Here is a 24204-nt window from a genome sequence, read left to right as displayed (position 1 = left end):
TCCTCCACCATATCTATAATTCTTTTATTTTAATAGCTGTTCCATATGCAATAATTTCCGCTGCATTTCCCATTACAGTAGATGTTTGCAGTCGCATTCCCACAACCGCATTCGCACCTTGTTCTTTCGCATCTTCAACCATACGGTGAATCGCAAGCTTTCTCGCTTCCTCCATCATTTCGTTATACCCTTTAATCTCTCCACCGACAATGCCTTTTAGACCTGCTGTGATGTCCCGTCCGATATGCTTACTTTGAATCGTTCCGCCTTTAACGTAACCAATTACTTCTAGAATGTCTGTTCCTGCAATTGTATCAGTAGTTACTATTTTCATAATCAATTTCCTCCTTTTTTTCCTTTTTTCTCTCGATTATAAATACGATAATAACGGCTATCGCACTTAAAATATTCGCGCCAAAACTATAGAGCACGAGCCCGTTTCCCGTCATAGCAAAAATAACTGTTAAAATTTGAAAAAAGATCGTTAGTCCAATGAGTGATGCTTTCCATGCTCTATACATATTTTTTTAACCACTCTTTCAATATCTGTTTTAATGCTGGCGCAAGAGGCTCTTTACTCACATGTTTATATACTTTTCTCAGTTTAAGAATCGAATAATCCTCATGCTGAATTCGTAACATGTGGTTCATGTTTGGAATGACTGTCGCCTCGACTGGTCCGCTTACAAAGTTTTCTACGTCTAATACTCGCTCTGGCGTCTGAGATTAAATCCCACATCCCAGCTTCATGATAATCTCCTGTGGTCTCACCTACTCCACGCTTATCATAACGAAGAGTCGCATATCCACATTCTACAAATGCTTCAGATAATGAGTCATACAGTTCAAATTTCTTCTTTCCTTTCCCGTTGCCATCTCGATTAAGTGGCCCTGACCCAGATAAAATTAACACGGCAGGGAACAGTTCTGTTGTGTTGTTCGGGTAATCGATCGTTCCACTTATTGAGGTTTCTTCATTTTCAATTAAAACACGCTTTGTCTCTATTTTATCACTCCTTCTTCGATTTCGGAATAAGGATGGTAGCGAGCGTTCTACCCGTTTGATATGGATGGGTCGCTAAAGCTTGAATGACTCTCATTCGAATAGGGTGCAAGAGTAAATCCGCTTTTTGCTGCTTCATTTTCAACACCTTCATTATTATCAGTATATATAATGATAACGTTGTAATAAAAACTTTTTGTCTATAGAAAAAGGGTACCATCTTATAAGACGGTACCCTCTTTGAATTATTGATTTAAGCTCTTTCCTGTTTGTTTGTGAGCTGCTTCATAAAAATTATTAAAGTAATCATTTGTTTCAGCGACTATTACCTTCCACAGTAGAAGGAGAGCAATTAAGTTAGGAATCATCATTAAAGCATTGGCCATATCAGCAAACGCCCAAACCGTTGCAAGGTTCGCCACGGTTCCGACACCACACGCTGCGATGTAGACCATACGATATCCTGCAATCCCTTTAGAACCAGCTAAATATTCAAAACACTTTTCTCCGTATACATACCAACCAACAATCGTTGAAAAGCCGAAGAAGATAACAGAAAACGCAACGATGTATTCGCCGACAGCTCCAAGGACAGAACCGAAGGCTGCACTTGTTAACGCTCCACCCTCAAGTGTTGCATCATGTGTCACGCCCGAGAGCAATCCACCAGATGGGTCCCAGAACCCTGTGATTAACAATGTTAGCCCAGTCATCGTACAGACAATAATCGTTACGATGAATGTACCTGTCATAGCAACCAACGCTTGTTTTACAGGGTGATCTGCACGTGCATTACCAGCAATTAAAGCCGCCGTACCCAGACCAGCTTCATTGGAGAAGATACCACGAGCAACCCCGTTACGAATGGCTTCTGACACGACTACCCCAAGGAAGCCACCAGCCGCAGCTACAGGATTAAAGGCATAATAGAAAATTAGTTCAAAAGCCGGAATGATCATATCATAATTTAAGATAAGAATGATTGTTGCTCCACCCATATATAAGAAGGCCATGATTGGAACAAAGATACTCGCTACGGTACTAATCCGTTGAATTCCACCAAAAATGATCACACTAACGAGAACAATTAAAATTAAACCCGTAACCCAGTTCGCCATACCGAAACTATTGCTTGTTACATCAGCAATTGTATTGGATTGAACACTGTTTCCTATACCTAGTGCAGCAAACGCACCAAAGAAGGCAAAGGCAATGGCTAACCACTTAAATTTCCGACCGAGCCCTCGCTCGATGTAATACATCGGACCACTCGAGTACTCGCCTCGATCATTCTTGACGCGATATTTCACTGCAAGTAAAGCTTCTCCATACTTTGTTGCCATACCTAGTAGACCAACAATCCACATCCAAAAAATGGCCCCTGGTCCACCTAGGGTGATCGCTGTAGCAACCCCTGCGATGTTACCATTTCCGATTGTAGCCGCAAGCGCTGTCATTAACGCTTTAAAGTGACTCACATCACCTTCAGCTGCAGCATCCTTACTATCCTCTTTACCAAATCCAATTTTAAATGCATAAATTAATCGACGAAATTGAAGACCTTTTAAGACGAATGTTAAGAAAAGGCCTGTCCCAAATAATAAGAGCAGACTGGGCGGTCCCCATAACACGCCATTGATTCTTCCTAGTATTTCTAAGATGTCCATACGCTTCACTCCCCAAAGAAAACTCTCTCATATTCTATAATGAGTTTGTATATGTTATTCTAACATGACAGCGCAAGCATGACTTTGTGAGAGCACACAAACTGAAAGCGCTTCATTTGGTTTTTTGAACAAAAGAATGACTACTATTTTCCTATTATAGATAAGGAGTTAACTTATGAACGACATTAACCGCCCCTCCTTTAATCGACCGTTTGACTCTTTAGAAGAATTTGTAGACGCCATTAGTGAACGTCTACAATGCCCTGTTACCATTGAGGATGCGAACCACCATCTGTTAGCGTATAGCTCTCATGACGACGGTACAGATCCAGCTAGAATTTCTACGATCATTGGTAGACGTGTTCCTGAACGTGTTATCAATCGTTTTTGGAAAGAAGGCGTTATTCCAACCTTAAACCAAAGTGACGATCCTCTTGTGATTCCAAGTATTAATGAAATCGGTCTTGGTAATCGCGTAGCCATCTCCATCCGCAAGAACAACGAAGTTCTTGGTTACATCTGGGTGCTTGAAATTGGCCGAACGCTGACTCAAACGGATCTCAATGATTTAAAGCAAGCTGCAAACAAAGCAAAAAATCAATTGCTTCAACTAAATATGCAAAAAAAGAAAAAAGAGAAAAATCATCAAGAGTTGCTATGGGAGATGATTACAGGAGATGCGAAGGATCATCAGTTTATCGCTAAGCAATTAACGAAAATTGGGATCAACGCAAAGAAACCACTTGCTGTATTGATTTTTAGTTTCAGTTGGATGAGTGACGACTTATATAGGAAGTTAATTTACGTCGCTAAAACAACACAGAAACTGAACATCCACATTCAAACACTCGATGAAAATCAATTAATCTTTCTCGTCTCTCCCCTTGCTCAACATGAAGATATGGCTGAGACAAAGGCTTTTATCGAAACATTTACCACTCAAGTGAAAGAGCGGTTAGGCATTACTGATGTTTGGGCTGGTTGTGGTTATGCATATGAACACTATGATTGGATTAAACGAAGTTATGATGAGGCAAATACGGTCATTCAATTGAAGCAAACTTTTGAAAAAGAGTTAGCGACCGCCCATTATTATCATGAACTCGGTATCTTCCGCTACATTGATGTTCTTAAGAAATCCGATCAACTTCAAAATGTGACCTCAAACCCTGCGATCAGAAAACTTCAAGTGTATGACCTTGAACATCGAACAAATTTACTGGAAACATTGGAAGTTATCTTAAACCGAGACGGAAATATGAACGAGGCTGCCAAACATCTTCACTGTCATGTCAACACTCTTAACTATCGGCTTAAACGAATCCAGGAGATCGCCAATATTCAATTGAAGGACCCTGTTCAAAAGATAGGCCTTTATTTAGATATGAAGCTCATCCGTGATTCTTAACAAACGAATGAGACGATTTGTTGAAATCAACAAAAAAACGTTTACATTTTCGATTTTACACACAATGCGCTCCTCCTTTTATGGCTTTATACTAATGATATAACATACTTTCCATTAGGAGGACGACAAAGATGATTATTGGTATTCCAAAGGAAATTAAAAACAATGAAAACCGTGTAGCGATTACTCCAGCTGGTGTTGTAGCCCTAACTAATAGCGGCCACCAAATTATGATTGAGCAAGGCGCTGGAATTGGAAGCGGATTTGAAGATACAGATTACATCACAGCAGGTGCAACCATTATTCCTGAAGCGAGTGACGTTTGGGCAAAAGCTGAAATGGTGATGAAAGTAAAAGAACCACTTAGCTCTGAGTACGGATACTTCCGTAAAGGGTTAATTCTCTTCACGTACCTACACCTAGCTGCTGAGCCAGAACTTGCTAAAGCACTTGTTGACAGTGGTGTGATTGCGATTGCATATGAAACAGTAGAAGTGAACCGTACTCTTCCACTTCTTACTCCAATGAGTGAAGTAGCTGGACGTATGGCTTCTCAAATTGGCGCACAATTCCTTGAGAAATCTAAAGGTGGAAAAGGGATTCTTCTATCAGGAGTACCTGGTGTCAAACGTGGGAAAGTAACAATCATCGGTGGCGGTGTTGTTGGAACAAATGCTGCGAAAATTGCTATTGGTCTTGGTGCTGATGTAACATTAATGGACTTAAGTGCAGATCGTCTTCGTCAACTTGATGATCAGTTCGGAAACGACATTCAAACACTTATGTCTAACCCAATGAACATCGCTGATGCGGTTCGAGAATCTGATCTTGTGATCGGTGCAGTATTAATTCCCGGAGCAAAAGCACCTAAGCTTGTAACAGAGGAAATGATTAAATCAATGTCGCCTGGTTCTGTTGTTGTTGACGTTGCAATCGACCAAGGTGGTATTATCGAAACGGTTGATAAGATTACAACTCATGACAACCCAACTTACACAAAACACGGTGTTGTACACTATGCGGTTGCCAACATGCCTGGAGCTGTTTCACGTACGTCAACAATCGGCTTAACGAACGTAACGATTCCTTACGCTATGCAAATCGCTAACAAAGGCGTAGAAAAAGCTGTAGCTGAAAACCCTGCTCTAGCACTTGGGGTCAATGTTGCAAATGGCGATGTTACTTACAACGCTGTAGCTCGTGATCTTGGTTATGAACTTGTAACTGTAGAAAATGCTTTAGCAAAAACTTCAACTGTTCAAGCGTAAGAAACTATTATAATATGGAAAGACATCTACCCCCTCCGTCGTTTTGACGGAGGGGGTCTATTAAAATCTACCGATACGCAAAAGGAGTTCCAAAGATGAAGACGAGTAGTTACAGGAATACATATGCAAATATTTCACTACATGCGCTACAACAAAACGCCGCTGCTTTTAAAGCTTCTTTAAGTACACCATCGTGCCAACTTATGGCTGTTGTCAAAGGAGATGGCTACGGTCACGGAGCGATTCCAGCAGCCAAAGCGGCCCTTTTAGGCGGAGCGACTTATTTAGGTGTGGCGATTTTAGATGAGGCGATTGAACTTCGTGAAGCAGGAATTAATGCTCCCATTCTCGTACTAGGATACACTTCACCAGATGCGTTACAAAAAGCCATCGATCATCAGATTGCAATTACTGTCTTCTCGACCGATGTCCGAGATCATTTAATAACGCTTGCTGAGACAAACTCTTCCTCTGTGAACGTACACATTAAAACAGATACTGGGATGGGCCGTGTCGGCGTTCAGACCGAAGAAGAACTCCTTCATCTAGTGACTCCTTTAGCAGAACATAAAAACATTGTGCTTGAAGGAATCTTCACTCACTTTGCGGAGGCAGATGCCCCTCTTTCCACTTATACCGATGAACAATATAAGAGATTCCTCTCATTCATCGACGCATTAGATAAAGAAGGGATAAATATACCAATCAAACATTGTTGTAACAGTGCAGGTGCTCTCTTCCATAGGGATAAGCATCTGGATATGGTGCGAATAGGTATTAGCTTATATGGGTTAAAACCAGACCCAGCACTTGAATTTCCGATCAATCTCAAGCAAGCGATGCGTCTTTATTCGAGTATCGTATCTCTCAGAACATTACAAGAAGGCTCATCGATTAGTTACGGTCGCACACATACATTACCATCAGAACGAGTGGTAGCGACCATGCCAATTGGGTATGCAGATGGCTTGTCTCGCGCCCTTTCTAATCGAGGATTTGTCTTAATAGGTGATCAAAAAGCTCCCATTATCGGCCGCGTTTGTATGGACCAAACAATGATTGATGCGACCGATCTCGTTGATGTTCAAGTTGGTCAAGCGGTTGAATTTCCAATTGATGAAATGGCTGAATTAATAGGAACGATAAACTATGAGATTGTTTGTGCCGTCAGTAAACGAGTCCCAAGATATTACAACGATCTTTGAGTGAGTTTAAAAACAAATAGAGAGTAACAAATCGAAAGACATAAGCGATCCAGTTTGTCTATTTAGAGTATAAGGGTTATTCACTAAAATAGAGAAAGGGAGCGTCTTATGTACCTCACCAAGGTGTAAGTGGCGTTAACCAAACTCTCAATGAAGAAAAAAAGCTGTCCTAGAAGATCATCCTCATGATCGATTAGGACAGTTTTTTTAAATTACAGAAAACCTCTATTATAAATGCTCTTTACAAACTAAAGTTCTATCAGGATCATTGTCTTCTAAGTACGCGATTTTCAACTCCTCAATTGCTTCAACTGGCTCATCGTCTTTTGGTTCAGGTTTTACTTTTTGGATATTTTTCCACAAAAAAAGATATGAGAACTTTACATTTCTCATATCTCTCTCTTTTATTTTATTTCTCTTCAACTGTATCTTTTTCTTTAATACGCTCGAGCGTCATTTTGTACCCATCGTTGCCATAGTTCAGGCATCGTTTCACACGGGAGATCGTCGCTGTGCTCGCCCCTGTCTCGGTTTCGATCTTATGATACGTAAACCCATTCTGAAGCATTCTAGCCACTTCAAGGCGTTGTGCTAAAGATTGAATCTCATTAATTGTACATAGATCATCAAAAAATTCATAAGACTCTTCAAGATTTTTTAAGGAAAGGATCGCATTAAATAGTTGATCCACTTCTTTCCCTCTCAACTTGTCGATTTGCATATTGCCGCACACCCTTCTTCTTTTATTGATACGTGACAGTTTCATCCATTCCTGGTGATGATGGGACAATGTTAATCCAAGTTGCACCTGGTTTTAACTGAATCTCGTTGCCATTTTTATCGACTGGGATGATACGTTCATTCTCATTTTTCCATTGTACTTCATTTGCTAAGCCGCTATGCATGAGTAGAGCTCTTCCGCCTGATGATAGATCAATCTCTCGTCTCCCCACATCATCGACTACACGATGGTCTGTCTCGACAACGAACACATTCGCTAGTTCAAGTGGTTCGTCTGTTACTTGATCAACAGTCTGCGAGTCTTGATTGTATCTGTGATAGAAACCACTTTCTTCGTCAAATCGAAACGAGACATAGTTCCGGTTGTAATAATTAATCTCGATTTCTGTTGCTCCATTACCTACAACTTGAATGTCTTCGTGAGGATAAAATGCGAGTGGCTTCGTGCTGCCTGTCCATTCATACCCTTGCTGTTCGAGTCCCGTTTTGATGTTTTCAAATGTGATGTATGAGTTATGCGGGGCTCTTCTGTCTGATGAACGTTGAAAGAGCGTCCCGTCATATTGTAAACCACTTAAATAGTCTATTTTTCCGGCTTGAAGATCAGTCTCTGCACCTGGACTCCAACCATGAGTGATGAATGCTGCGTCATATCCTTGTGCTAAATCGAGATGATATTCACGCGCACTGCGAACAGGTCCTACATTTTCAGGCAAAGTACTTTGATAAATGGCAACAAAGCGTGTCATTTCCCCTTCAGCCAACACCTCATATACAACGTCCGCATCGACGAGTCCTGTTTGGGGTCTTGCTGCTGGGTGGTTGTTAATCATCACAGCAATTGGCCGATTCTCAATTTCTCCTTCCGCATTTAAACCTGTTAAAGGATAGGTTGCAGAAGGGGTATCGATTGTTTCTTCAACTTCTTCTTGATCTTCTATATCTATTTCTTCTGGAGCGACTAAATCATTTACTTCTTCTGCACTCTCACTACAGCCTACAGACAATAAGAGTGTTGCAATTGCAGCCGCTATTAATGGTCGTTTCATCGAACTCAGTCCCGCCTTTTTTACTATTTAAAAGCATCCTCAAAAAAATCATTTCCTTTTTTAGTTTAACGCATAATCGAAGGAAAGAGTACCGTTTTCTTATGGACATCATAAATTCCGTGCTGGGTAACACGAATATACGGTAAGTGTGTCGACGAGAAGAATAACAAGCTATAAATAGGGTCAGCATGTTTGTATCCACGTTCTCTCAGCAACTGAACAAACGTCTTCTCCTCCTCTATCACCTCTTGCATCGGTTTTGATGATAGTAGCCCGAAAAGAGTAAGCGGAATAGACCCTATCAACTCGCCATCCTCAACAAGTGTCATCCCCCCACCTTGTTCCTTAAGCGCATTGAATGCTTGAATCATGTCGTTTAAATTTTTACCGATTAATACAATATCTCCTGTATTGGAAAATGAACTAGCAAAGCCCGAAATACGATTAGCGAATCCTTTTAACAATGTGGCAATAAGCCACTTCCCATTCTTATCCAGCATGACAAAGAAACTTTCATCATGATCATGACTTAACTCATTTTCTGTGCATTCAATTGGAATTTGATACGGTTTTAAGATGACCGCATTCACCATCTCAATTCCCATTGGCATCGAGAAGTGCAATTCATCTGCCGTTAAATCCCAGTCAATCTTCAACGAGCTAATACCATAATCTTCCCATGGGAACGTTTCATAACCTTCACATTGTTTGCCCTCACGCATTACCCATTGTCCTTTTGCTAATACCGATGTGGGTGTAGGGTCATCGATCTCTGACAAGAAGTTCAAATGTGCGATTCGCCCAGGAGCAATCATGCCCAACTTATGATCGAGATTATAATAACGGGCTACATTATAAGTTGCCATCGCGTACGCATCAATAGGGTCGATTCCCTCTTCAAGCGCAATCTTAATTAAGTAATCCATGACCCCTTTTTCATAAAAAGTTGGTGTTGAACCATCTGTTGTCATGATGCATCGATCAAACACATCGACTCCTTGCTCCTTCATTTCTTTGAGCAGCTTCGGTAGATCAGGTCGAATCGATGAGTGCCTTAAGGATGTCGTATATCCGAGGTTCAAACGCCTCACCACTTCTTCTCCTGTCATCGCTTCATGATCACATGTCACACCGAGCAAAGCCATTTGTGAAAGAGTTTTCTCCGAGGCACCTGGAAAATGACCTTCAATTGGCTTACGAAGTCTTGTTGTTTCTTGCATCCAATGCAGCGTGGAATCATCACCTGCTAATACTTTAGGCCATGACGTTAATTCCCCGCCTTGAATAACTAAATGATGCTCCAGCCATGCTTTCATTTTCGAATTAGAAAAGAGCTCATCATTTTTTAATTCAGTCTGTCCATCATAACGGCACCACCAATACATCGATGAAGGCAACTCATCTAAAGCTTCAATCAAAGAAAGCGCTTTCTTTTTTTCGAGATTTAAAAAGAACATTAAGTTATCGTTAATGAGTGTTGTCGTTCCCCGCGCAGCTGCATATTTTGCGAAACTATGGGGATTATAAAGTTGAAATGGATGCGCATGATGCTCAATATAGCCAGGAACGATATACGAGTTTGAACAGTCAACAATTTCTGTTCCCTCCACTTTTTCTGGCATCGCGTCTCCCACATAAACGATGCGATCTTGAGTAATCCATATATTTGCTTGTAGCCATTTTCGTCGAGCATGATTAAGGTAGGTTGCATTTTTTAGGACGAGCGAAGGCGCTTGCTCTCCTCTAACAACCTCAAGTTGTTGGCGTAAACGTTTTTTAGTCCAGCGATAAATTCGCTCCGTCATCTGAAATCACCCATTCCTTTATTCCTGTTAATTGTCAATTACGAATTGTTTCTATCGTACCACACAATGACCCATTAACTCATTAAAGTTGTCAAATCTTCTAACAAATTTTTTGACATATTTTTGTCGACTTGCGTGCGAAAACTAAATGATGAAAGAGAGTTGAATTATTTTGAAACCAAATATAGGCCGAATTGATGCTCTAATCCGAATTACCGCAGGCTTTACTGTACTTGCTTATTCAATTTCAAAACTTGTCAGAAAGCCCCATCATAACCGTTCGCTTCTTGCAGCCATGCTTGGAGGAATGAAAATTGCAGAAGGCATCACCCGCTTCTGCCCACTCATCTATATTGCCAAAAACGAGCTCATGCATAACCAAGACGAAAAACAAGAAGACCACCACCAAGACCCAAGAGTCATGAACCCATCGTGATTAGAAAAGCGGAGGCGACTGTTCTGGGTAGCGGGAAAACTAGGGGGGAGCGATAAGAAGTCGCTTTTTGACTTCGTTCGATTCACCGGTTTTCCCCGCAACCCAAGGAGCCGAAGCTAGACAAAGAAAGGCGGAGGAGCTCGTTAAGCGGTTTACAAAATGGAGGGCGGCGACCGAGATAAAGGAAACACGAAGAACGCAGTGATTCGATGTTGACTTATCGACCGAGGCGAACGGAATTGTGCTAGCCGCTGAGCCCTGTAGCTAGACAAGAAAGTGGAAGGACAAACTTTTTTCCATTTTTATACTGCACTTGCGCGAAAACTTACTTGTTTTGCGCGGAAATGATGACAATTCGCTCGAAACGGGGTCCATGGTGCGCGGAAAACAGTGTCACTCGCGCGAAAACACCTCTTAAAGGTATTAAAGAAAACATAAAATTACTCGATTTCTCCTTTTACATGTCTTTAACAGTAAAAACAAAACCGTATAAGTCATGACTTATACGGTTTTGCATTAAATGGAGGTTATTATGTTCAATATTCAAGAGTATGCAACGGATTCGTTGTTTATTTATATTTTGCTCATTGGAAGTGTAATTGCGTTTTTGTATGTGTTTATGAAGAAAAAACGCTCGAAATAGCTTTGTGTCCGATGTCTCGACGGTAGAAAAGACCATCACTTTCTATTTTTGAAAGATAATTATATACAGACTTTTGTGCGATGCTCAGCGTTTCGCCTCGAGCTGCAGCGAGCACGACGCGTCCACCATTTGTTACCCATTGCCCATCGACAAGCTTTGTTCCGGCATGAAATAACATCGCTTCTTCAGAAAATGTCTCGAGCTCTTTAATCACTGATCCTTTTTCGTATACTCCTGGGTATCCCTTACTCGCCATGACGACACCAACGACTGCATCATTTGACCATGATAACTGTGGCTGATCGCCTTCAAGTAGTGTCTGAATAACATCAATTAAATCAGATTCAAGACGCGCGAGTACGACTTGCGTCTCAGGGTCACCAAAGCGAACGTTAAATTCAATGACTTTCGGCCCTGTGGCTGTCATCATTAGTCCAGCATATAAAATTCCTGTAAACGGATGGCCTTCAGTGATCATCGCTTGTGCCGTTGGTTTTAAGATTCTTTTGACCGCATCATCAATTTGCTCTTGACCAAACTGTGGAACAGGAGAATATGCACCCATTCCTCCAGTGTTCGGTCCTTCATCTTGATCAAACGCTCTCTTATGATCTTGCGCAGCTACCATAGGGGCAACAACGTTCCCGTGGACAAATGCCATCAATGATAGCTCTTCACCTTCGAGATACTCTTCAATGACTACAGAGGCACTCGCCTCACCAAATGCTTGATCATTTAACATCGATTGCAAAGCATTAAGCGCTTGTTCTTCAGTCATCGCTACAACGACACCTTTTCCAGCTGCCAAACCATCTGCCTTAATGACTATCGGGGCACCTTGTTCCTTCACGTAACTCGCCGCTAAGTCATAATCAGTAAATGTTTGATAAGCACCTGTTGGAATGTCGTATTTCTCCATAATTCCCTTCGCATAAGACTTACTTCCTTCAAGACGTGCTGCGCCTTTTTTCGGTCCAAATGCGACAAGTCCTTCTTCAGTGAATCGATCGACAAGTCCTGCTAAAAGGGGCACCTCAGGACCAACAATGGTAAGTTGAACATCATTTTCCTTGGCAAATTGGACAAGTGCCTCGTGATCTCCCTCAGAAATGGCTACATTAGTTGCAACATCGCGCATCCCATCATTGCCTGGTGCGACAAATACCGTATCCACCTGTTTACTTTGGTTGAGCTTCCATGCGATCGTATGCTCACGACCACCACTTCCAATGACTAGAACATTCATGCTCAGTTGCCTCCTCTTAATGTTTGAAATGACGGACGCCTGTGAAGACCATAGCAATGCCATATTGATCAGCCATATCAATCGACTCTTGGTCGCGAATCGAACCGCCTGGTTGAATGATTGCTTTTACTCCAGCTTTCGCTGCGGCTTCGACGGTGTCACCCATTGGAAAGAATGCATCAGATCCCATCACAACACCCTCCATACGCTCGGCTGCTTGAGTTAGTGCAATACTAGCTGCACCCACACGATTCATCTGACCTGCCCCAACTCCAACTGTCATTTGATTATTTGCAAGAACAATTGCATTTGACTTCACATGCTTTACCACTTTCCATGCAAGTTTCAAAGCGTTCCACTCTTCTTCTGTTGGTTCACGTTTTGTTGGAACTGTGATGTCAGCATCTTCAAAGCTATATATGTCTTCATCTTGTATGAGTAAACCACCGTGGATCGATGTGAGTGTTTTTTCTGTCGATGCTGCTTTAGTTGTCTCAACGGTTAGTAAACGCAGGTTTTTCTTCTCTTGTAAGATAGCAAGCGCTTCTTTTGTAAATGATGGAGCAATAATAATCTCTAAGAAAATTTCCTTCATTTTAAGGGCTGTCGACGCATCGACTTCTTTGTTTAAAGCGATGATGCCACCAAAGATTGAGACGTGATCAGCATCAAACGCTTTATCATACGCTTCTTCTATCGTTTGACCTGTTCCAACACCGCATGGGTTCATATGTTTGACTGCAACAGCTGCTGGTTGCATAAATTCTTTCACAATCGCAAGAGCTGCGTTTGCATCATTAATATTGTTGTACGAAAGCTCTTTTCCATGTAGTTGAACAGCGGTTGCAATTGAACCCTTTTTAGCTAACGGCTTTTTATAAAATGTTGCTTTTTGGTGAGGGTTCTCTCCGTAACGTAAGTCTTGTTTTTTTTCATATGTAATAGTGAATGACTCTGGACTTTCTTCCCCGACAGCTTCTGTTAAGTATTCAGCAATGACTGCATCATAGGCTGCTGTGTGACGGAATACTTTCGCTGCAAGACGGCGACGCGTCTCCGATTTCACATCTGATGTTTCTTGTAATTCTGCCAGAACCCCTTCATAATCAGTAGGGTCGACAACGACTGTGACATGCTTGTGATTCTTTGCCGCAGCTCGTAGCATACTTGGCCCACCAATGTCGATATTTTCGATTGCCTCTTCAAATGTTGTACCTTCTTTAGCAATCGTTTGTTGGAATGGGTATAGATTAACCACAACGACATCAATTGGTGTAATATGATGTTCGTTTAGTTGTTTCAAGTGATCTTGTTTCTCACGCATGGCAAGCAATCCACCGTGAATGTTTGGATGGAGAGTTTTGACACGTCCTTCTAGAATTTCTGGAAAACCGGTTACTTCTTGAATACCGGTGACAGCAATACCTGCTTCTTGGATCGCTTTTTTTGTTCCCCCTGTTGAGACGACCTCAAACCCTTGTTTAACTAGCCCCTCAACAAATGGGATAATGCCCTCTTTATTCGATACACTGACTAATGCTCTTCTCTTCATTTTTTCTTAACTCCTTCCAGCTCCATCGACTCGATCCAGCTATGAATTGTTTCTGGATATAATTGATGTTCTACAGCTTGTATCTTTTTTGTTAACGTCTCTATTGTATCATCTGACGCGATTTCGATCTTCTGTTGTGCCATGATTGGCCCAGTGTCCATCCCGGCGTCAACTAGATGAATCGTTACACCGGTCTCTTTTACACCCGCTCGGTACGCCTGACCAATTGCATCAAGACCTGGAAACTTTGGAAGGAGCGACGGATGAATGTTGACCATTCGCTCTTCATAGCTTGACAGTAACGTCGGACCTACTAAGCGCATGTAACCAGCCAACACGACTGCATCTACATTACGACTCCTTAACTCCTGGACGATTTCTTTCTCAAAAGCTTTTTTATTCTCATAGTTTGATGGTTGAAACGCAAAGGTCTCCACCCCAGCTAGTTTTGCGCGATCTAGTACCTTTGCTGTAGGTTTATCGCTAACTACTAGTACGATCTCTGCTCTTAATCGACCTACCTTAGCTGCGTTCATCAACACTTCGGCATTTGTTCCAGTTCCAGAGGCAAAAACGGCGATTTTCATTCGTTGATGCCTCCAATAGTAACTCCTTCGCCCTCCGTTACACGACCGATGATAAACGCTTTCTCCCCTTCGGCTTCTAGAAGGTGAATGACTTTTGTATGAACGTCTTCAGGCACGACGACCATCATTCCGATTCCCATATTAAATGTATTAAAAAGTTCTTTTTTCGGTAATTTACTATAGTCCTCGATCAGAGAGAAGATCGCTGGAATTGGCCACGATCCATAATCAATGTCAACTCCACAACCACTAGGTAACATGCGAGGGATATTTTCATAAAAACCTCCCCCGGTAATATGCACTAACCCATGAATCGGGAATGTTCGTAATGCTTCTAATATCGGTTTTACGTAGATTCTTGTTGGTGTGAGTAGTTCTTCGCCAAGGGTACGGGTACCAGAAAGGCCAGGTAAATGGTCTGTCAGTGACAGGTTATGGTCACCTAACAACACCTTACGTACTAATGAGAAGCCATTACTATGAAGACCACTCGATGAGAGACCTATCACTATATCACCTGGATTAATTGCCTCACCTGTTAAAAGGTCCTTCTTCTCAACCGCTCCAACAGCAAATCCAGCAACATCATATTCTTCTTCTTGGTACATGCCAGGCATCTCTGCCGTCTCACCACCAATGAGTGCGCACCCTGCTTGCTCACATCCGTCCGCAATTCCACTAACAATTGCTTCAATTCGTTCGGGATCGGCTTTTCCAACAGCTAAATAATCAAGAAAATAAAGAGGTTCTGCTCCTTGAACAACGATGTCATTGACACACATCGCAACCGCATCGATACCGATCGTATCATGTTGATCCATCATAAAGGCAAGCATCAGCTTCGTACCTACCCCGTCCGTCCCTGAAACGAGCACAGGCTCCTTCATCTCTAAGCTTGAAAGATCAAACATGCCCCCAAAGCCACCTAATCCTCCAAGAACTCCTGGTCGCATGGTTCGGCGGACATGTTGCCCCATTCTTCGCACCGCTTCATATCCAGCTTCAATGTCTACACCGGCTTGCTTATATGCTTTTGACATCCTTGTTCCTCCTCATTGTCTCGAAATTGTCTCGAAATTGTCTCGAACTTTTTATACTTTTGCATGGGGGTGAAGCGTGTCTGCATAAATTTCTGTTGGATACGATCCTGTAAAACAAGCGAGACACTGTCCACAGTTAGGCGATGTATCATCGCGCCCGATTCCTTCCATTAATCCTTCTGTTGATAAGAAGGCTAATGTATCAGCCCCCATCATCTCACGCATTTCTTCAATCGAATGATTGGAGGCAATGAGTTCTTCGGTTGTGGATGTATCAATTCCATAGAAACAAGGATTTTTAATCGGTGGTGAACTAATTCGAACATGAACTTCTTTCGCTCCTGCTTCACGCAACATTCGAACAATTCGTCTACTCGTTGTTCCTCGTACAATCGAGTCATCTATCATCACGACTCTCTTGCCTTCAACGACACCACGGACAGGAGATAGTTTCATCTTCACACCTTGCTCACGCAACTCCTGTGATGGCTGGATAAAAGTCCGCCCAACATAACGATTTTTGATCATTCCAAGTTCGTACGGGATGCCTGTTTGCTCTGCGTAGCCAATCGCGGCTGAAATGCTTGAATCTGGTACACCTGTCACGACATCTGCTTCAATAGGAGATTCAATCGCTAGTTGTTTTCCTAAATTCTTTCTGGCCGTATGCACGTTGACGCCATCGACATTGCTATCGGGTCTCGCAAAATATACATATTCCATACTACAAATCGCACGATTGCCTGTGCTAACAAACCGTTCTGAACGGAGACCATCATCATCGATAACGACTAACTCACCAGGCTGAACATCACGCTCATAGGTGGCACCAATAATATCAAACGCACATGTCTCACTCGCCACCACATAAGCGTCTCCTAATCGACCAATCGATAATGGGCGTAGACCGTTCGGATCAAGAGCAACCATCAACTGGTCCTCATTCATTACAGCAAATGCATACGCACCTTTTAGCATAGCTAGCGCATTTATCAACTGATCTTCTAAGCTTGAATAACCACTTCGTTTAATCAAGTGAGCAAGTACTTCTGTATCCGATGTCGATTGAAAAATGCTTCCTTGGCTCTCCAGTTGATGCTTTAAATTATTTGCATTTACTAAATTGCCGTTATGAGCTAATGCAAGGCCACCGCGTTGGGAACGAAATAAGAGTGGTTGTACATTGGCAAAGCCGCCTCCACCAGCAGTCGCATACCGAACGTGACCGATCGCCGCTTTTCCTTCAAGTTGTGTTAAATCCTCTGAACGAAACACATCGTTGACAAGTCCCATTCCTTTATGAACGGAAAGCTGTGCACCGTCAGTCACGACGATGCCAGCTCCCTCTTGTCCTCGATGCTGCATGCTGTGTAAGCCATAATACGTAATTTGAGCAGCGTCCTTATGCCCCCAAACTGCAAACACACCACACTCTTCATTTAAGCCTTTGATTTCAGCAAACATGGGATGGCTCCCTTCCAAGCCTTTGTCATCTCATCTCGTCTCGCGTGCATCTCTACTTGACCGTCAATTGTGGATACAATCAGTGTGTCCTGCCCTGTTACTTCGCCAAGCAATGTTGCCTCAACCATTTGTTCAAATTGAGCTTGGTCTTCAGGCTTTACCGAAACAATAAATCGTGATTGGGATTCTGCAAACCACTCTGCGCTAGACTCACTGTCTAACTTTACTGTTGCGCCAAGCTCGGTGTTGATGATGCTTTCTGCTAAAGCAACAGCTACTCCCCCTTCAGCGACATCATGGGCAGATTGAATGAAACCAGCTTTGATTGCTGCAAGAAGCATAGATTGATGCTTCTTCTCTACAGATAAATCGAGTGTCGGTGCTTTTCCTGAAATGGAACCGTTCATCATCTTCTGAAGCTCACTACCGCCAAATTCAGGTTTCGTTTGACCGATCATGTAGATCAAGTCACCAGCTTGTTTAAATGTCTGTGTCGTAATATGATCAAGATCTTCAATCAAGCCAACCATGCCTATGACTGGTGTTGGGTACACCGCGACACCATTTGTTTCGTTGTAAAGAGAGACATTACCGCCAATGACCGGTGTCTCTAATACACGACATGCTTCACTCATTCCATCGGTTGATTTCTCAAGTTGCCAGAAGATTTCTGGTTTATCTGGACTGCCATAGTTCAACCCATCTGTTAATCCAAGCGGCGTTGCACCTGAGCAAACAATATTACGTGCAGCTTCAGCGACTGCAATCTGCCCACCTACTTCTGGATCTAGATAGAGATATCGTGAATTACAATCTGTGGTCATCGCCAGTGCTTTTCGTGTTCCGCGAATGCGTACAACAGCAGCATCTGAACCAGGTGTCACAACCGTATTTGTTTGAACCATATAATCGTACTGGTTATACACCCACTCTTTGCTTGCAATCGTTGGTTGGGCGAGAAGTTGAAGCAATGTATCTTTGGTATCTGCAATGGTTGGAACCCACTGCTTTTGTTCCTGAAATTCTTTATAATACGTCGGAACGGCTGAAGGCTTATGATAGACAGGCGCCTCTTCAGCTAGGGCATCTACTGGTACATCTGCTACCACTTCTCCATTGTGAAGCAAACGTAGCTGCTTATCGTCGGTTACGGTTCCTACCTCTGCTGACAATAATCCCCAACGGTCAACGATTTCTTTGATTTCTTGTTCTTGCCCTTTTTTCACCACAATCAACATACGCTCTTGTGATTCTGAGAGCATCATCTCATAAGGGGTCATCCCTTTTTCACGTTGTGGCACAAGATCGAGATTCATCTCAATCCCAGAGCCGGCTTTGCTTGCCATTTCAGCTGACGACGATGTTAAGCCTGCTGCTCCCATATCTTGAATCCCTACAAGAGCATCAGATTGAATGAGTTCAAGGCATGCTTCAAGAAGTAGTTTCTCCATAAATGGGTCGCCAACTTGGACGGCTGGACGCTTCTCATCTGAATTCTCGCTCAACTCTTCAGATGCAAACGTTGCCCCGTGAATCCCGTCACGTCCTGTACTTGCTCCGACATACATTACCGTATTTCCCACACCTTTTGCTTGGCCTTTTTGGATATCTTTATGATCAATTAAGCCAACGCACATCGCATTAACGAGGGGATTCCCCTCATAGCAAGGGTCGAATTGGACTTCTCCCCCAACAGTCGGTACACCGATGCAGTTTCCGTACCCAGCAATCCCAGCAACGACTTCTTCAAATAAATAACGTACACGAGGAGAAGTTAATTCTCCAAAACGTAATGAGTTCAGTATCGAAATTGGACGAGCTCCCATGGAAAAGACGTCACGTAAGATTCCACCTACCCCAGTTGCTGCTCCTTGATATGGTTCAATCGCAGATGGATGATTATGACTTTCGACTTTAAATACCACCGCTTGTTCATCACCAATATCAATAATGCCAGCCCCTTCACCTGGGCCTTGAAGGACTTTCTCACCTTCCGTTGGAAACTTGCGTAATAAAACCTTTGAATTTTTATAGCTACAGTGTTCAGACCACATAACAGAGAACAAACCTGTTTCCGTATAATTTGGTGTACGTCCTAAAATAGATTCTGCTAATGAAAACTCCTCATCAGTTAAACCCATTTCCAAGTATAGTTTCTCTTCTTTTACACGTTCTGCTGTAGGCTCAAGTAGTAGCGACATGAGTTTCCCTCCAATTTCGTACAATTGATTGAAATAATTCTAGACCATCGTCACTTCCAAGCAAAGCCTCAACGGCACGCTCAGGATGTGGCATCATACCTAGTACATTTCCTTTTTCATTAATGATCCCAGCAATTTGTTCGCGTGAGCCATTAATATTTCCTCTATACTTAAATACAATTTGATTATTGTTTTTCAGCCTTTCTAGCGTTTGATCATCACAGTCATAGTTTCCTTCCCCGTGTGCAACAGGAATGAGAATCTCTTGATCTTGTTCATAGTTTGCGGTAAACAGCGTATCTGTGTTTTCTACAATTAATGTCGTCGGACGGCAAATGAATTTTAATTGATCATTTCGTTTCATCGCCCCTGGTAATAAGCCTGCTTCTAATAAAATTTGAAATCCATTACACACCCCGAGGATGGGAATTCCAGCATTTGCTGCCTCGATAACCGCCTTCATGATCGGTGCAAAACGTGCAATTGCCCCAGAGCGTAAGTAATCCCCGTGAGAGAAACCCCCAGGAAGTAAGATCCCATCAAATGAATCAAGCGATGTCGCGTTGTGCCAGACGTATTCCACCTCTGCCCCGAGGACATCTTTTGCCGCATGATACATATCTGCGTCACAATTTGATCCAGGAAAGACGATCACAGCGAACTTCATGATGGGACGACCTCCTCAATCTCATAGCGATAATCTTCAATCACGGTATTGGCAAGTAACTTCTCACACATTTCCTCGACTCTTCCTTCAACATTCTCTCTTTCTTTTACAACTAGTTCCATATATTTTCCGATACGAACCTCTTCTACTTCTTGATAATTCATTGTGTGTAGCGCGCTTTTCACTGCTACTCCTTGTGGGTCAAGCACACTCTCTCTTAACGTGACATACACCTTTACTTTGTACATGATAGGCCTCCTAATCGAGTTAAAATTTCTTGATAACCAGCTTGCAAGTTTCCTAGATTTTTACGGAATAAATCTTTATCAAAACGTTCATTCGTTTCCATATCCCACAATCGACATGTATCAGGAGAGATTTCGTCTGCTAGAAGCAATGAACCATCGCTTGTTCGACCAAACTCCAACTTAAAATCAACGAGCCTTACACCAATGCTTTTGAATAATTGTTGCAAATGCTTATTTACTTCCGTCGACATCTCTTTAAGTTGTGATATTTCTTCTGTAGTTGCCGTCTGTAACAAGGCGATGTGATCTTCTGTTAAAAGCGGATCACCTAAAGCATCGTCTTTGTAATAAAATTCAACGATTGGTCTTGGTAAGTCCATCCCTTCCTCAAGCCCCAAACGTTTCGCCATACTTCCTGCGACTTTGTTTCTGACAACAACTTCAAGAGAGACGATCTCGACATTTTTCACAAGTTGTTCTGTTTCTGATAGCCGTTTTACAAAGTGACTCTTTATCCCTTGTTCCGCTAAATAGGAGAAGATTAGTACTGATATTTCATTGTTTAAGCGAGCTTTACCTTCTAGTTGGTCTTTCTTTTCTCCGTTAAAAGCTGTCGCATCATCCTTGTAGGAGATCCACAATAACTGATCATCCTCTGTACGGTAGATCTTTTTCGCTTTTCCTTCGTAAAGTTGCTCTTTTTTTTCCATAACAGACCCTCACAATCAGAATATTGGCAATTTTAATGGTAAGGAGGAGCCTTGCTGACTCCTCATTCATTCATTAGTTTGCTTCTAAGCCTAAACGAGTAAAGATTGTGTCGACATGCTGCAAGTGGTAATTATAGTCGAAGCAATCATCAATTTCTTTTTCGGAAAGAATCTTAGTAATCGCTTCCTCTTGTTCAACAAGCTCGCGGAATTGAATACCTTTTTCCCACGCTTCCGTTGTCTTAGGTTGTACGAGGTCATACGCTTCCTCACGTGCCATTCCTTTGTCGATCAATGATAATAGCACACGTTGTGAATAGATTAGACCATACGTACGGGTCATGTTACGCTTCATGTTTTCAGGGAAGACCGTTAAGTTTTTAACGATGTTTCCAAAGCGGTTCAACATATAGTTCAAAGCAATGGTTGCATCTGGTAGAATGATGCGCTCTGCTGATGAATGCGAAATATCACGCTCATGCCATAACGGAACATTCTCATATGCTGTGATCATGTGTCCGCGAATGACACGTGCAAGGCCTGTCATATTCTCAGATCCAATTGGATTACGTTTATGCGGCATCGCAGAAGACCCTTTTTGACCTTTTGCAAAGAACTCTTCAACCTCACGTGTTTCACTTTTTTGTAGGCCGCGAATTTCTACAGCAAATTTCTCAATTGATGTAGCAATTAGAGCAATTGATGCCATGTATTCTGCATGACGGTCGCGTTGTAATGTTTGAGTAGAGATTGGTGCTGCTTGTAGCCCTAATTTCTCACATACAAGTTCTTCTACTCGTGGGTCGATATTTGCGTAAGTACCAACTGCTCCTGATAGTTTTCCGAAACGAACTCCCTCTGCTGCACGCTTAAAGCGTTCAATGTTACGTTTCATTTCTTCGTACCATAGAGCAAGCTTTAGTCCAAATGTTGTTGGCTCAGCATGTACCCCGTGTGTACGTCCCATCATGACTGTGAATTTATGTTCAATGGCTTTGTCTTTAATAATGCCAAGGAAACGCTCAAGGTCAGCGAGTAAGATCTCATTAGCTTGTTTTAATAAGTAAGATAGAGCTGTATCAACAACATCCGTAGACGTTAGGCCATAGTGTACCCATTTTCGCTCTTCGCCAAGTGTCTCAGAAACCGCACGAGTAAAAGCTACAACATCATGTCTTGTTTGTGCTTCAATCTCGTGAATACGATCCACATCAAAGCCCGCGTTTTCACGGATTTTCACGACATCTTCTTTCGGAATGTCCCCAAGTTCAGCCCAAGCTTCACAAGCCACAATCTCGACTTCTAACCATGCTTGATAACGATTTTCCTCTGTCCAAATGGCACCCATTTCTGGGCGTGTATAACGTTCAATCATCGAACCATCCTCCACTACTAAAGTAAAATTACCTTACTCATTCTAGCACATTCGCTCAGGTATTCGCTGAAGCTTTTCGAGTGCGACGTCTACCGTTACACCGGTTGCTGTTAGATGCCCCATTTTTCTGTTCTGTTTAGCTTCTTTCTTGCCGTATAGATGGAGTTTCACTTCCCCTAACTTTTCTACAGAGTGCAACACATCTTCTATATGTTGCCCAAGTATGTTTTCCATAACAGTTGCTTGGTGGAAGTTGGTTGAGCCTAGTGGCCAGCCACAAATCGCTCGAATCTGTTGCTCAAATTGTGATGTCTCACATCCTTCAATCGTGTAATGCCCGGAATTATGTGGACGGGGAGCAAGTTCATTAACTAAAACCTTCCCATCTTCTGTCACAAACATCTCAATCGCTAGAATGCCAACTAACCCCAATTCGTCCGCTAACTTAAGGGCGATCTTCTCGGCTTGCTCTAGCACAGCATCAGATACTCTTGCTGGGACAATCGATTGATGAAGAATATTATTCACGTGAACATTTTCCGCTGCAGGGAATGTCTTTGTTTCGCCTTTTGTTGAGCGTGTGACAATGACGGAAAGCTCGCATGAAAATGGGACCCACCCTTCAAGAACAAGCTCTGTTTCTCCTAACAATTGCCGTGTTGCTTGAAGTAGATCCGTTTCATTGTGAACAACCGCTTGCCCTTTCCCGTCATAACCACCTTGGCATGTTTTTAGTACAGCTGGAAAGCCAATCTCTCTTGCAGCATCTTGACAGTCGTTAATGGAGGCAATCGCTTTATATGGCGCGACTTCGACTCCGATTGCTGTAATCGCTTCTTTTTCACGCAATCTGTGTTGTGTGATACCAAGAAGCTCATAACCTTGTGGAAAGTACGCTATTTCTGTCAGCAATTGAGCCGTATTCTTATCAATATTTTCAAACTCATAAGTGATCACATCAGCTAGTTGAGCAAGCTTCTTTGCTGCAAGTTGATCATCATAACTCGCGGTGATCATCTCATCAGCTACTCCTTGACATGGAGAATTTTCTGAGGGCTCTAAGACAACAATCTTGTACCCCATTTGCCTCGCAGCAATTGCTAACATTCTACCAAGCTGTCCGCCACCAATGATTCCTATAGTTGAACCCGGATTAATCACTTGTTTCATAGAATGTCACTGCTTTCTAACACCGCTTGTTTTGTTTCCTCACGTAGTTTTATTAACTTATTTTGTACCGCATGATTAGTTGCTCCAATCATTTGGGCTGCAAGGAGGCCAGCATTTTTCGCCCCAGGCGTCCCGATTGCAACGGTCGCAACAGGAACACCTCCTGGCATTTGAACGATGGAGAGTAGAGAATCAAGTCCTTGGAGCGCTTTTGACTGGACAGGAACACCGATGACCGGTAAGACGGTTTTGGCGGCAACCATTCCTGGTAAGTGAGCCGCTCCTCCTGCCCCTGCAATAATCACTTGTAAACCTCGTTCAATTGCAGTGTCCGCATAGTCAAACATTAAATCAGGTGTTCGATGAGCAGAGACGACTTTTTTTTCATAACCAATCTCTAGCTTCTCTAACACATCACAAGCATGCTTCATTGTGTCCCAATCTGATGTACTTCCCATAATTACTCCGACTACTGGCTTCATCATGCTCTCCCCTTTACCATGGTTATTCTTCCACAAAAAAAGCGCAGAATTAGCTATCTTTGTCTACTCGAGATTGAGAGAAAGGAAGCTAATTCCGCGCTTTCATGACACTTCTAGTAGGATTATCTAGAAGTGTACTTTCCCTCATAGTCCAACAATTTACGGTTGTCGGGTAGAAACTTTCGGGCCATATTCCCGTGATTATATGAGGCATTATTCTGTTTTCCGTTTATTTAA

26 protein-coding genes and 1 riboswitch are annotated in these 24204 nt (G+C 42.5%); of the genes, 5 read left to right on the top strand and 21 right to left on the bottom strand.

The window, feature by feature from the left end:
* Positions 1 to 13: 13 nt before the first annotated feature.
* From CDZ88_RS00405 to CDZ88_RS00390, 5 genes are all read right to left on the bottom strand, one after another.
* Positions 14 to 334, bottom strand: coding sequence for a YbjQ family protein (locus tag CDZ88_RS00405; protein WP_100371671.1), 321 nt, complete (start codon positions 332 to 334; stop codon positions 14 to 16).
* Positions 315 to 521: a hypothetical protein gene (locus tag CDZ88_RS00400; protein WP_100371670.1), complete on the bottom strand. Its 207-nt coding sequence runs from the start codon at positions 519 to 521 to the stop codon at positions 315 to 317. Before CDZ88_RS00400 ends, CDZ88_RS00405 begins: the two co-directional genes overlap by 20 nt.
* A gap of 101 nt (positions 522 to 622) precedes the next feature.
* Positions 623 to 913 carry an alpha/beta fold hydrolase gene (locus CDZ88_RS00395; RefSeq protein WP_100371669.1) on the bottom strand — a complete coding sequence of 97 codons (291 nt, stop codon included), beginning with the start codon at positions 911 to 913 and terminating at the stop codon, positions 623 to 625.
* Between the two features lie 97 nt (positions 914 to 1010).
* Complete coding sequence (locus CDZ88_RS17785) at positions 1011 to 1142, bottom strand: hypothetical protein (RefSeq protein WP_269799242.1); 132 nt, start codon at positions 1140 to 1142, stop codon at positions 1011 to 1013.
* Between the two features lie 106 nt (positions 1143 to 1248).
* Positions 1249 to 2670, bottom strand: a complete 1422-nt coding sequence (locus tag CDZ88_RS00390; RefSeq protein ID WP_100371668.1) for an alanine/glycine:cation symporter family protein — start codon at positions 2668 to 2670, stop codon at positions 1249 to 1251.
* 175 nt (positions 2671 to 2845) lie between these two features.
* Between CDZ88_RS00390 and CDZ88_RS00385 the strand changes: the two genes are divergently transcribed.
* The 3 genes from CDZ88_RS00385 (at position 2846) to alr (ending at position 6551) form a co-directional block, all read left to right on the top strand.
* Positions 2846 to 4078, top strand: a complete 1233-nt coding sequence (locus CDZ88_RS00385; protein WP_100371667.1) for a PucR family transcriptional regulator — start codon at positions 2846 to 2848, stop codon at positions 4076 to 4078.
* Between the two features lie 131 nt (positions 4079 to 4209).
* On the top strand, positions 4210 to 5346 hold the full coding sequence (gene ald, locus CDZ88_RS00380) for an alanine dehydrogenase (protein WP_100371666.1): 1137 nt from the start codon (positions 4210 to 4212) through the stop codon (positions 5344 to 5346).
* Between the two features lie 95 nt (positions 5347 to 5441).
* Positions 5442 to 6551: an alanine racemase gene (alr, locus tag CDZ88_RS00375; RefSeq protein WP_100371665.1), complete on the top strand. Its 1110-nt coding sequence runs from the start codon at positions 5442 to 5444 to the stop codon at positions 6549 to 6551.
* 228 nt (positions 6552 to 6779) lie between these two features.
* Here the strand turns inward: alr and CDZ88_RS17230 are convergent, their stop codons facing one another.
* The 4 genes from CDZ88_RS17230 to CDZ88_RS00360 form a co-directional block, all read right to left on the bottom strand.
* Positions 6780 to 6944 (bottom strand): hypothetical protein, encoded by a 165-nt coding sequence (locus tag CDZ88_RS17230; RefSeq protein WP_157796425.1) that lies wholly within the window; start codon positions 6942 to 6944, stop codon positions 6780 to 6782.
* A 16-nt stretch (positions 6945 to 6960) separates the two neighbouring features.
* Positions 6961 to 7272, bottom strand: a complete 312-nt coding sequence (locus tag CDZ88_RS00370; RefSeq protein ID WP_100371664.1) for a YerC/YecD family TrpR-related protein — start codon at positions 7270 to 7272, stop codon at positions 6961 to 6963.
* 22 nt (positions 7273 to 7294) lie between these two features.
* Positions 7295 to 8341 (bottom strand): DUF3048 domain-containing protein, encoded by a 1047-nt coding sequence (locus tag CDZ88_RS00365; RefSeq protein ID WP_100371663.1) that lies wholly within the window; start codon positions 8339 to 8341, stop codon positions 7295 to 7297.
* A 65-nt stretch (positions 8342 to 8406) separates the two neighbouring features.
* Entirely contained in the window at positions 8407 to 10146 is a 1740-nt protein-coding gene (locus CDZ88_RS00360) for an adenine deaminase C-terminal domain-containing protein (RefSeq protein ID WP_100371662.1), read from the bottom strand.
* A gap of 172 nt (positions 10147 to 10318) precedes the next feature.
* Here CDZ88_RS00360 and CDZ88_RS00355 point away from each other — a divergent pair, with 172 nt between their 5' ends.
* A complete protein-coding gene (locus CDZ88_RS00355; protein ID WP_198507795.1) occupies positions 10319 to 10582 on the top strand; it encodes a YgaP family membrane protein in 264 nt (87 codons plus the stop codon).
* Positions 10583 to 11102: 520 nt separating this feature from the next.
* Positions 11103 to 11225 carry an EYxxD motif small membrane protein gene (locus tag CDZ88_RS17870; RefSeq protein ID WP_332849213.1) on the top strand — a complete coding sequence of 41 codons (123 nt, stop codon included), beginning with the start codon at positions 11103 to 11105 and terminating at the stop codon, positions 11223 to 11225.
* Here the strand turns inward: CDZ88_RS17870 and purD are convergent.
* The 12 genes from purD to purE form a co-directional block, all read right to left on the bottom strand.
* On the bottom strand, positions 11200 to 12471 hold the full coding sequence (gene purD, locus CDZ88_RS00350) for a phosphoribosylamine--glycine ligase (protein WP_100371660.1): 1272 nt from the start codon (positions 12469 to 12471) through the stop codon (positions 11200 to 11202). The genes CDZ88_RS17870 and purD overlap by 26 nt on opposite strands.
* A 16-nt stretch (positions 12472 to 12487) precedes the next feature.
* Positions 12488 to 14023, bottom strand: a complete 1536-nt coding sequence (gene purH, locus CDZ88_RS00345; protein WP_100371659.1) for a bifunctional phosphoribosylaminoimidazolecarboxamide formyltransferase/IMP cyclohydrolase — start codon at positions 14021 to 14023, stop codon at positions 12488 to 12490.
* Positions 14020 to 14610, bottom strand: a complete 591-nt coding sequence (gene purN, locus CDZ88_RS00340; protein ID WP_100371658.1) for a phosphoribosylglycinamide formyltransferase — start codon at positions 14608 to 14610, stop codon at positions 14020 to 14022. The genes purH and purN overlap by 4 nt, the downstream gene beginning before the upstream one ends.
* A complete protein-coding gene (purM, locus tag CDZ88_RS00335) occupies positions 14607 to 15650 on the bottom strand; it encodes a phosphoribosylformylglycinamidine cyclo-ligase (protein ID WP_100371657.1) in 1044 nt (347 codons plus the stop codon). Before purM ends, purN begins: the two co-directional genes overlap by 4 nt.
* Positions 15651 to 15701: 51 nt before the next feature.
* On the bottom strand, positions 15702 to 17114 hold the full coding sequence (gene purF / locus CDZ88_RS00330; RefSeq protein WP_100371656.1) for an amidophosphoribosyltransferase: 1413 nt from the start codon (positions 17112 to 17114) through the stop codon (positions 15702 to 15704).
* A complete protein-coding gene (gene purL / locus CDZ88_RS00325; protein ID WP_100371655.1) occupies positions 17090 to 19315 on the bottom strand; it encodes a phosphoribosylformylglycinamidine synthase subunit PurL in 2226 nt (741 codons plus the stop codon). Before purL ends, purF begins: the two co-directional genes overlap by 25 nt.
* The gene (gene purQ / locus CDZ88_RS00320) at positions 19299 to 19982 is read right to left on the bottom strand and encodes a phosphoribosylformylglycinamidine synthase subunit PurQ (protein ID WP_100371654.1); all 684 of its coding nucleotides are present in this window, start codon (positions 19980 to 19982) and stop codon (positions 19299 to 19301) included. The genes purL and purQ overlap by 17 nt, the downstream gene beginning before the upstream one ends.
* Positions 19979 to 20230 (bottom strand): phosphoribosylformylglycinamidine synthase subunit PurS, encoded by a 252-nt coding sequence (gene purS, locus CDZ88_RS00315; protein ID WP_100371653.1) that lies wholly within the window; start codon positions 20228 to 20230, stop codon positions 19979 to 19981. Before purS ends, purQ begins: the two co-directional genes overlap by 4 nt.
* Positions 20218 to 20940 (bottom strand): phosphoribosylaminoimidazolesuccinocarboxamide synthase, encoded by a 723-nt coding sequence (gene purC / locus CDZ88_RS00310; protein ID WP_100371652.1) that lies wholly within the window; start codon positions 20938 to 20940, stop codon positions 20218 to 20220. The genes purS and purC overlap by 13 nt, the downstream gene beginning before the upstream one ends.
* A gap of 73 nt (positions 20941 to 21013) precedes the next feature.
* On the bottom strand, positions 21014 to 22315 hold the full coding sequence (gene purB, locus CDZ88_RS00305) for an adenylosuccinate lyase (RefSeq protein ID WP_100371651.1): 1302 nt from the start codon (positions 22313 to 22315) through the stop codon (positions 21014 to 21016).
* Between the two features lie 42 nt (positions 22316 to 22357).
* Positions 22358 to 23485, bottom strand: a complete 1128-nt coding sequence (gene purK, locus CDZ88_RS00300; RefSeq protein ID WP_100371650.1) for a 5-(carboxyamino)imidazole ribonucleotide synthase — start codon at positions 23483 to 23485, stop codon at positions 22358 to 22360.
* Positions 23482 to 23967, bottom strand: coding sequence for a 5-(carboxyamino)imidazole ribonucleotide mutase (gene purE, locus CDZ88_RS00295; RefSeq protein WP_100371649.1), 486 nt, complete (start codon positions 23965 to 23967; stop codon positions 23482 to 23484). The genes purK and purE overlap by 4 nt, the downstream gene beginning before the upstream one ends.
* A gap of 127 nt (positions 23968 to 24094) precedes the next feature.
* A riboswitch (purine riboswitch) is annotated at positions 24095 to 24196 on the bottom strand.
* Between the last annotated feature and the right edge of the window lie 8 nt (positions 24197 to 24204).

Origin of the sequence: Bacillus sp. FJAT-45037 (genome assembly GCF_002797325.1) — a bacterium.
Lineage (GTDB): Bacteria > Bacillota > Bacilli > Bacillales > Bacillaceae_D > Alkalihalophilus.
This window is presented reverse-complemented; position numbering and strand designations above follow the sequence as displayed.

Coding starts and splice junctions, on each gene's coding strand:
- CDZ88_RS00405 (WP_100371671.1), bottom strand. CDS start 334: ATGAAAATAGTAACTACTGATACAATTGCAGGAACAGACATTCTAGAA.
- CDZ88_RS00400 (WP_100371670.1), bottom strand. CDS start 521: ATGTATAGAGCATGGAAAGCATCACTCATTGGACTAACGATCTTTTTT.
- CDZ88_RS17785 (WP_269799242.1), bottom strand. CDS start 1,142: ATGAAGCAGCAAAAAGCGGATTTACTCTTGCACCCTATTCGAATGAGA.
- CDZ88_RS00390 (WP_100371668.1), bottom strand. CDS start 2,670: ATGGACATCTTAGAAATACTAGGAAGAATCAATGGCGTGTTATGGGGA.
- CDZ88_RS00385 (WP_100371667.1), top strand. CDS start 2,846: ATGAACGACATTAACCGCCCCTCCTTTAATCGACCGTTTGACTCTTTA.
- ald (WP_100371666.1), top strand. CDS start 4,210: ATGATTATTGGTATTCCAAAGGAAATTAAAAACAATGAAAACCGTGTA.
- alr (WP_100371665.1), top strand. CDS start 5,442: ATGAAGACGAGTAGTTACAGGAATACATATGCAAATATTTCACTACAT.
- CDZ88_RS17230 (WP_157796425.1), bottom strand. CDS start 6,944: ATGAGAAATGTAAAGTTCTCATATCTTTTTTTGTGGAAAAATATCCAA.
- CDZ88_RS00370 (WP_100371664.1), bottom strand. CDS start 7,272: ATGCAAATCGACAAGTTGAGAGGGAAAGAAGTGGATCAACTATTTAAT.
- CDZ88_RS00365 (WP_100371663.1), bottom strand. CDS start 8,341: ATGAAACGACCATTAATAGCGGCTGCAATTGCAACACTCTTATTGTCT.
- CDZ88_RS00360 (WP_100371662.1), bottom strand. CDS start 10,146: ATGACGGAGCGAATTTATCGCTGGACTAAAAAACGTTTACGCCAACAA.
- CDZ88_RS17870 (WP_332849213.1), top strand. CDS start 11,103: ATGGAGGTTATTATGTTCAATATTCAAGAGTATGCAACGGATTCGTTG.
- purD (WP_100371660.1), bottom strand. CDS start 12,471: ATGAATGTTCTAGTCATTGGAAGTGGTGGTCGTGAGCATACGATCGCA.
- purH (WP_100371659.1), bottom strand. CDS start 14,023: ATGAAGAGAAGAGCATTAGTCAGTGTATCGAATAAAGAGGGCATTATC.
- purN (WP_100371658.1), bottom strand. CDS start 14,610: ATGAAAATCGCCGTTTTTGCCTCTGGAACTGGAACAAATGCCGAAGTG.
- purM (WP_100371657.1), bottom strand. CDS start 15,650: ATGTCAAAAGCATATAAGCAAGCCGGTGTAGACATTGAAGCTGGATAT.
- purF (WP_100371656.1), bottom strand. CDS start 17,114: ATGTTTGCTGAAATCAAAGGCTTAAATGAAGAGTGTGGTGTGTTTGCA.
- purL (WP_100371655.1), bottom strand. CDS start 19,315: ATGTCGCTACTACTTGAGCCTACAGCAGAACGTGTAAAAGAAGAGAAA.
- purQ (WP_100371654.1), bottom strand. CDS start 19,982: ATGAAGTTCGCTGTGATCGTCTTTCCTGGATCAAATTGTGACGCAGAT.
- purS (WP_100371653.1), bottom strand. CDS start 20,230: ATGTACAAAGTAAAGGTGTATGTCACGTTAAGAGAGAGTGTGCTTGAC.
- purC (WP_100371652.1), bottom strand. CDS start 20,940: ATGGAAAAAAAAGAGCAACTTTACGAAGGAAAAGCGAAAAAGATCTAC.
- purB (WP_100371651.1), bottom strand. CDS start 22,315: ATGATTGAACGTTATACACGCCCAGAAATGGGTGCCATTTGGACAGAG.
- purK (WP_100371650.1), bottom strand. CDS start 23,485: ATGAAACAAGTGATTAATCCGGGTTCAACTATAGGAATCATTGGTGGC.
- purE (WP_100371649.1), bottom strand. CDS start 23,967: ATGAAGCCAGTAGTCGGAGTAATTATGGGAAGTACATCAGATTGGGAC.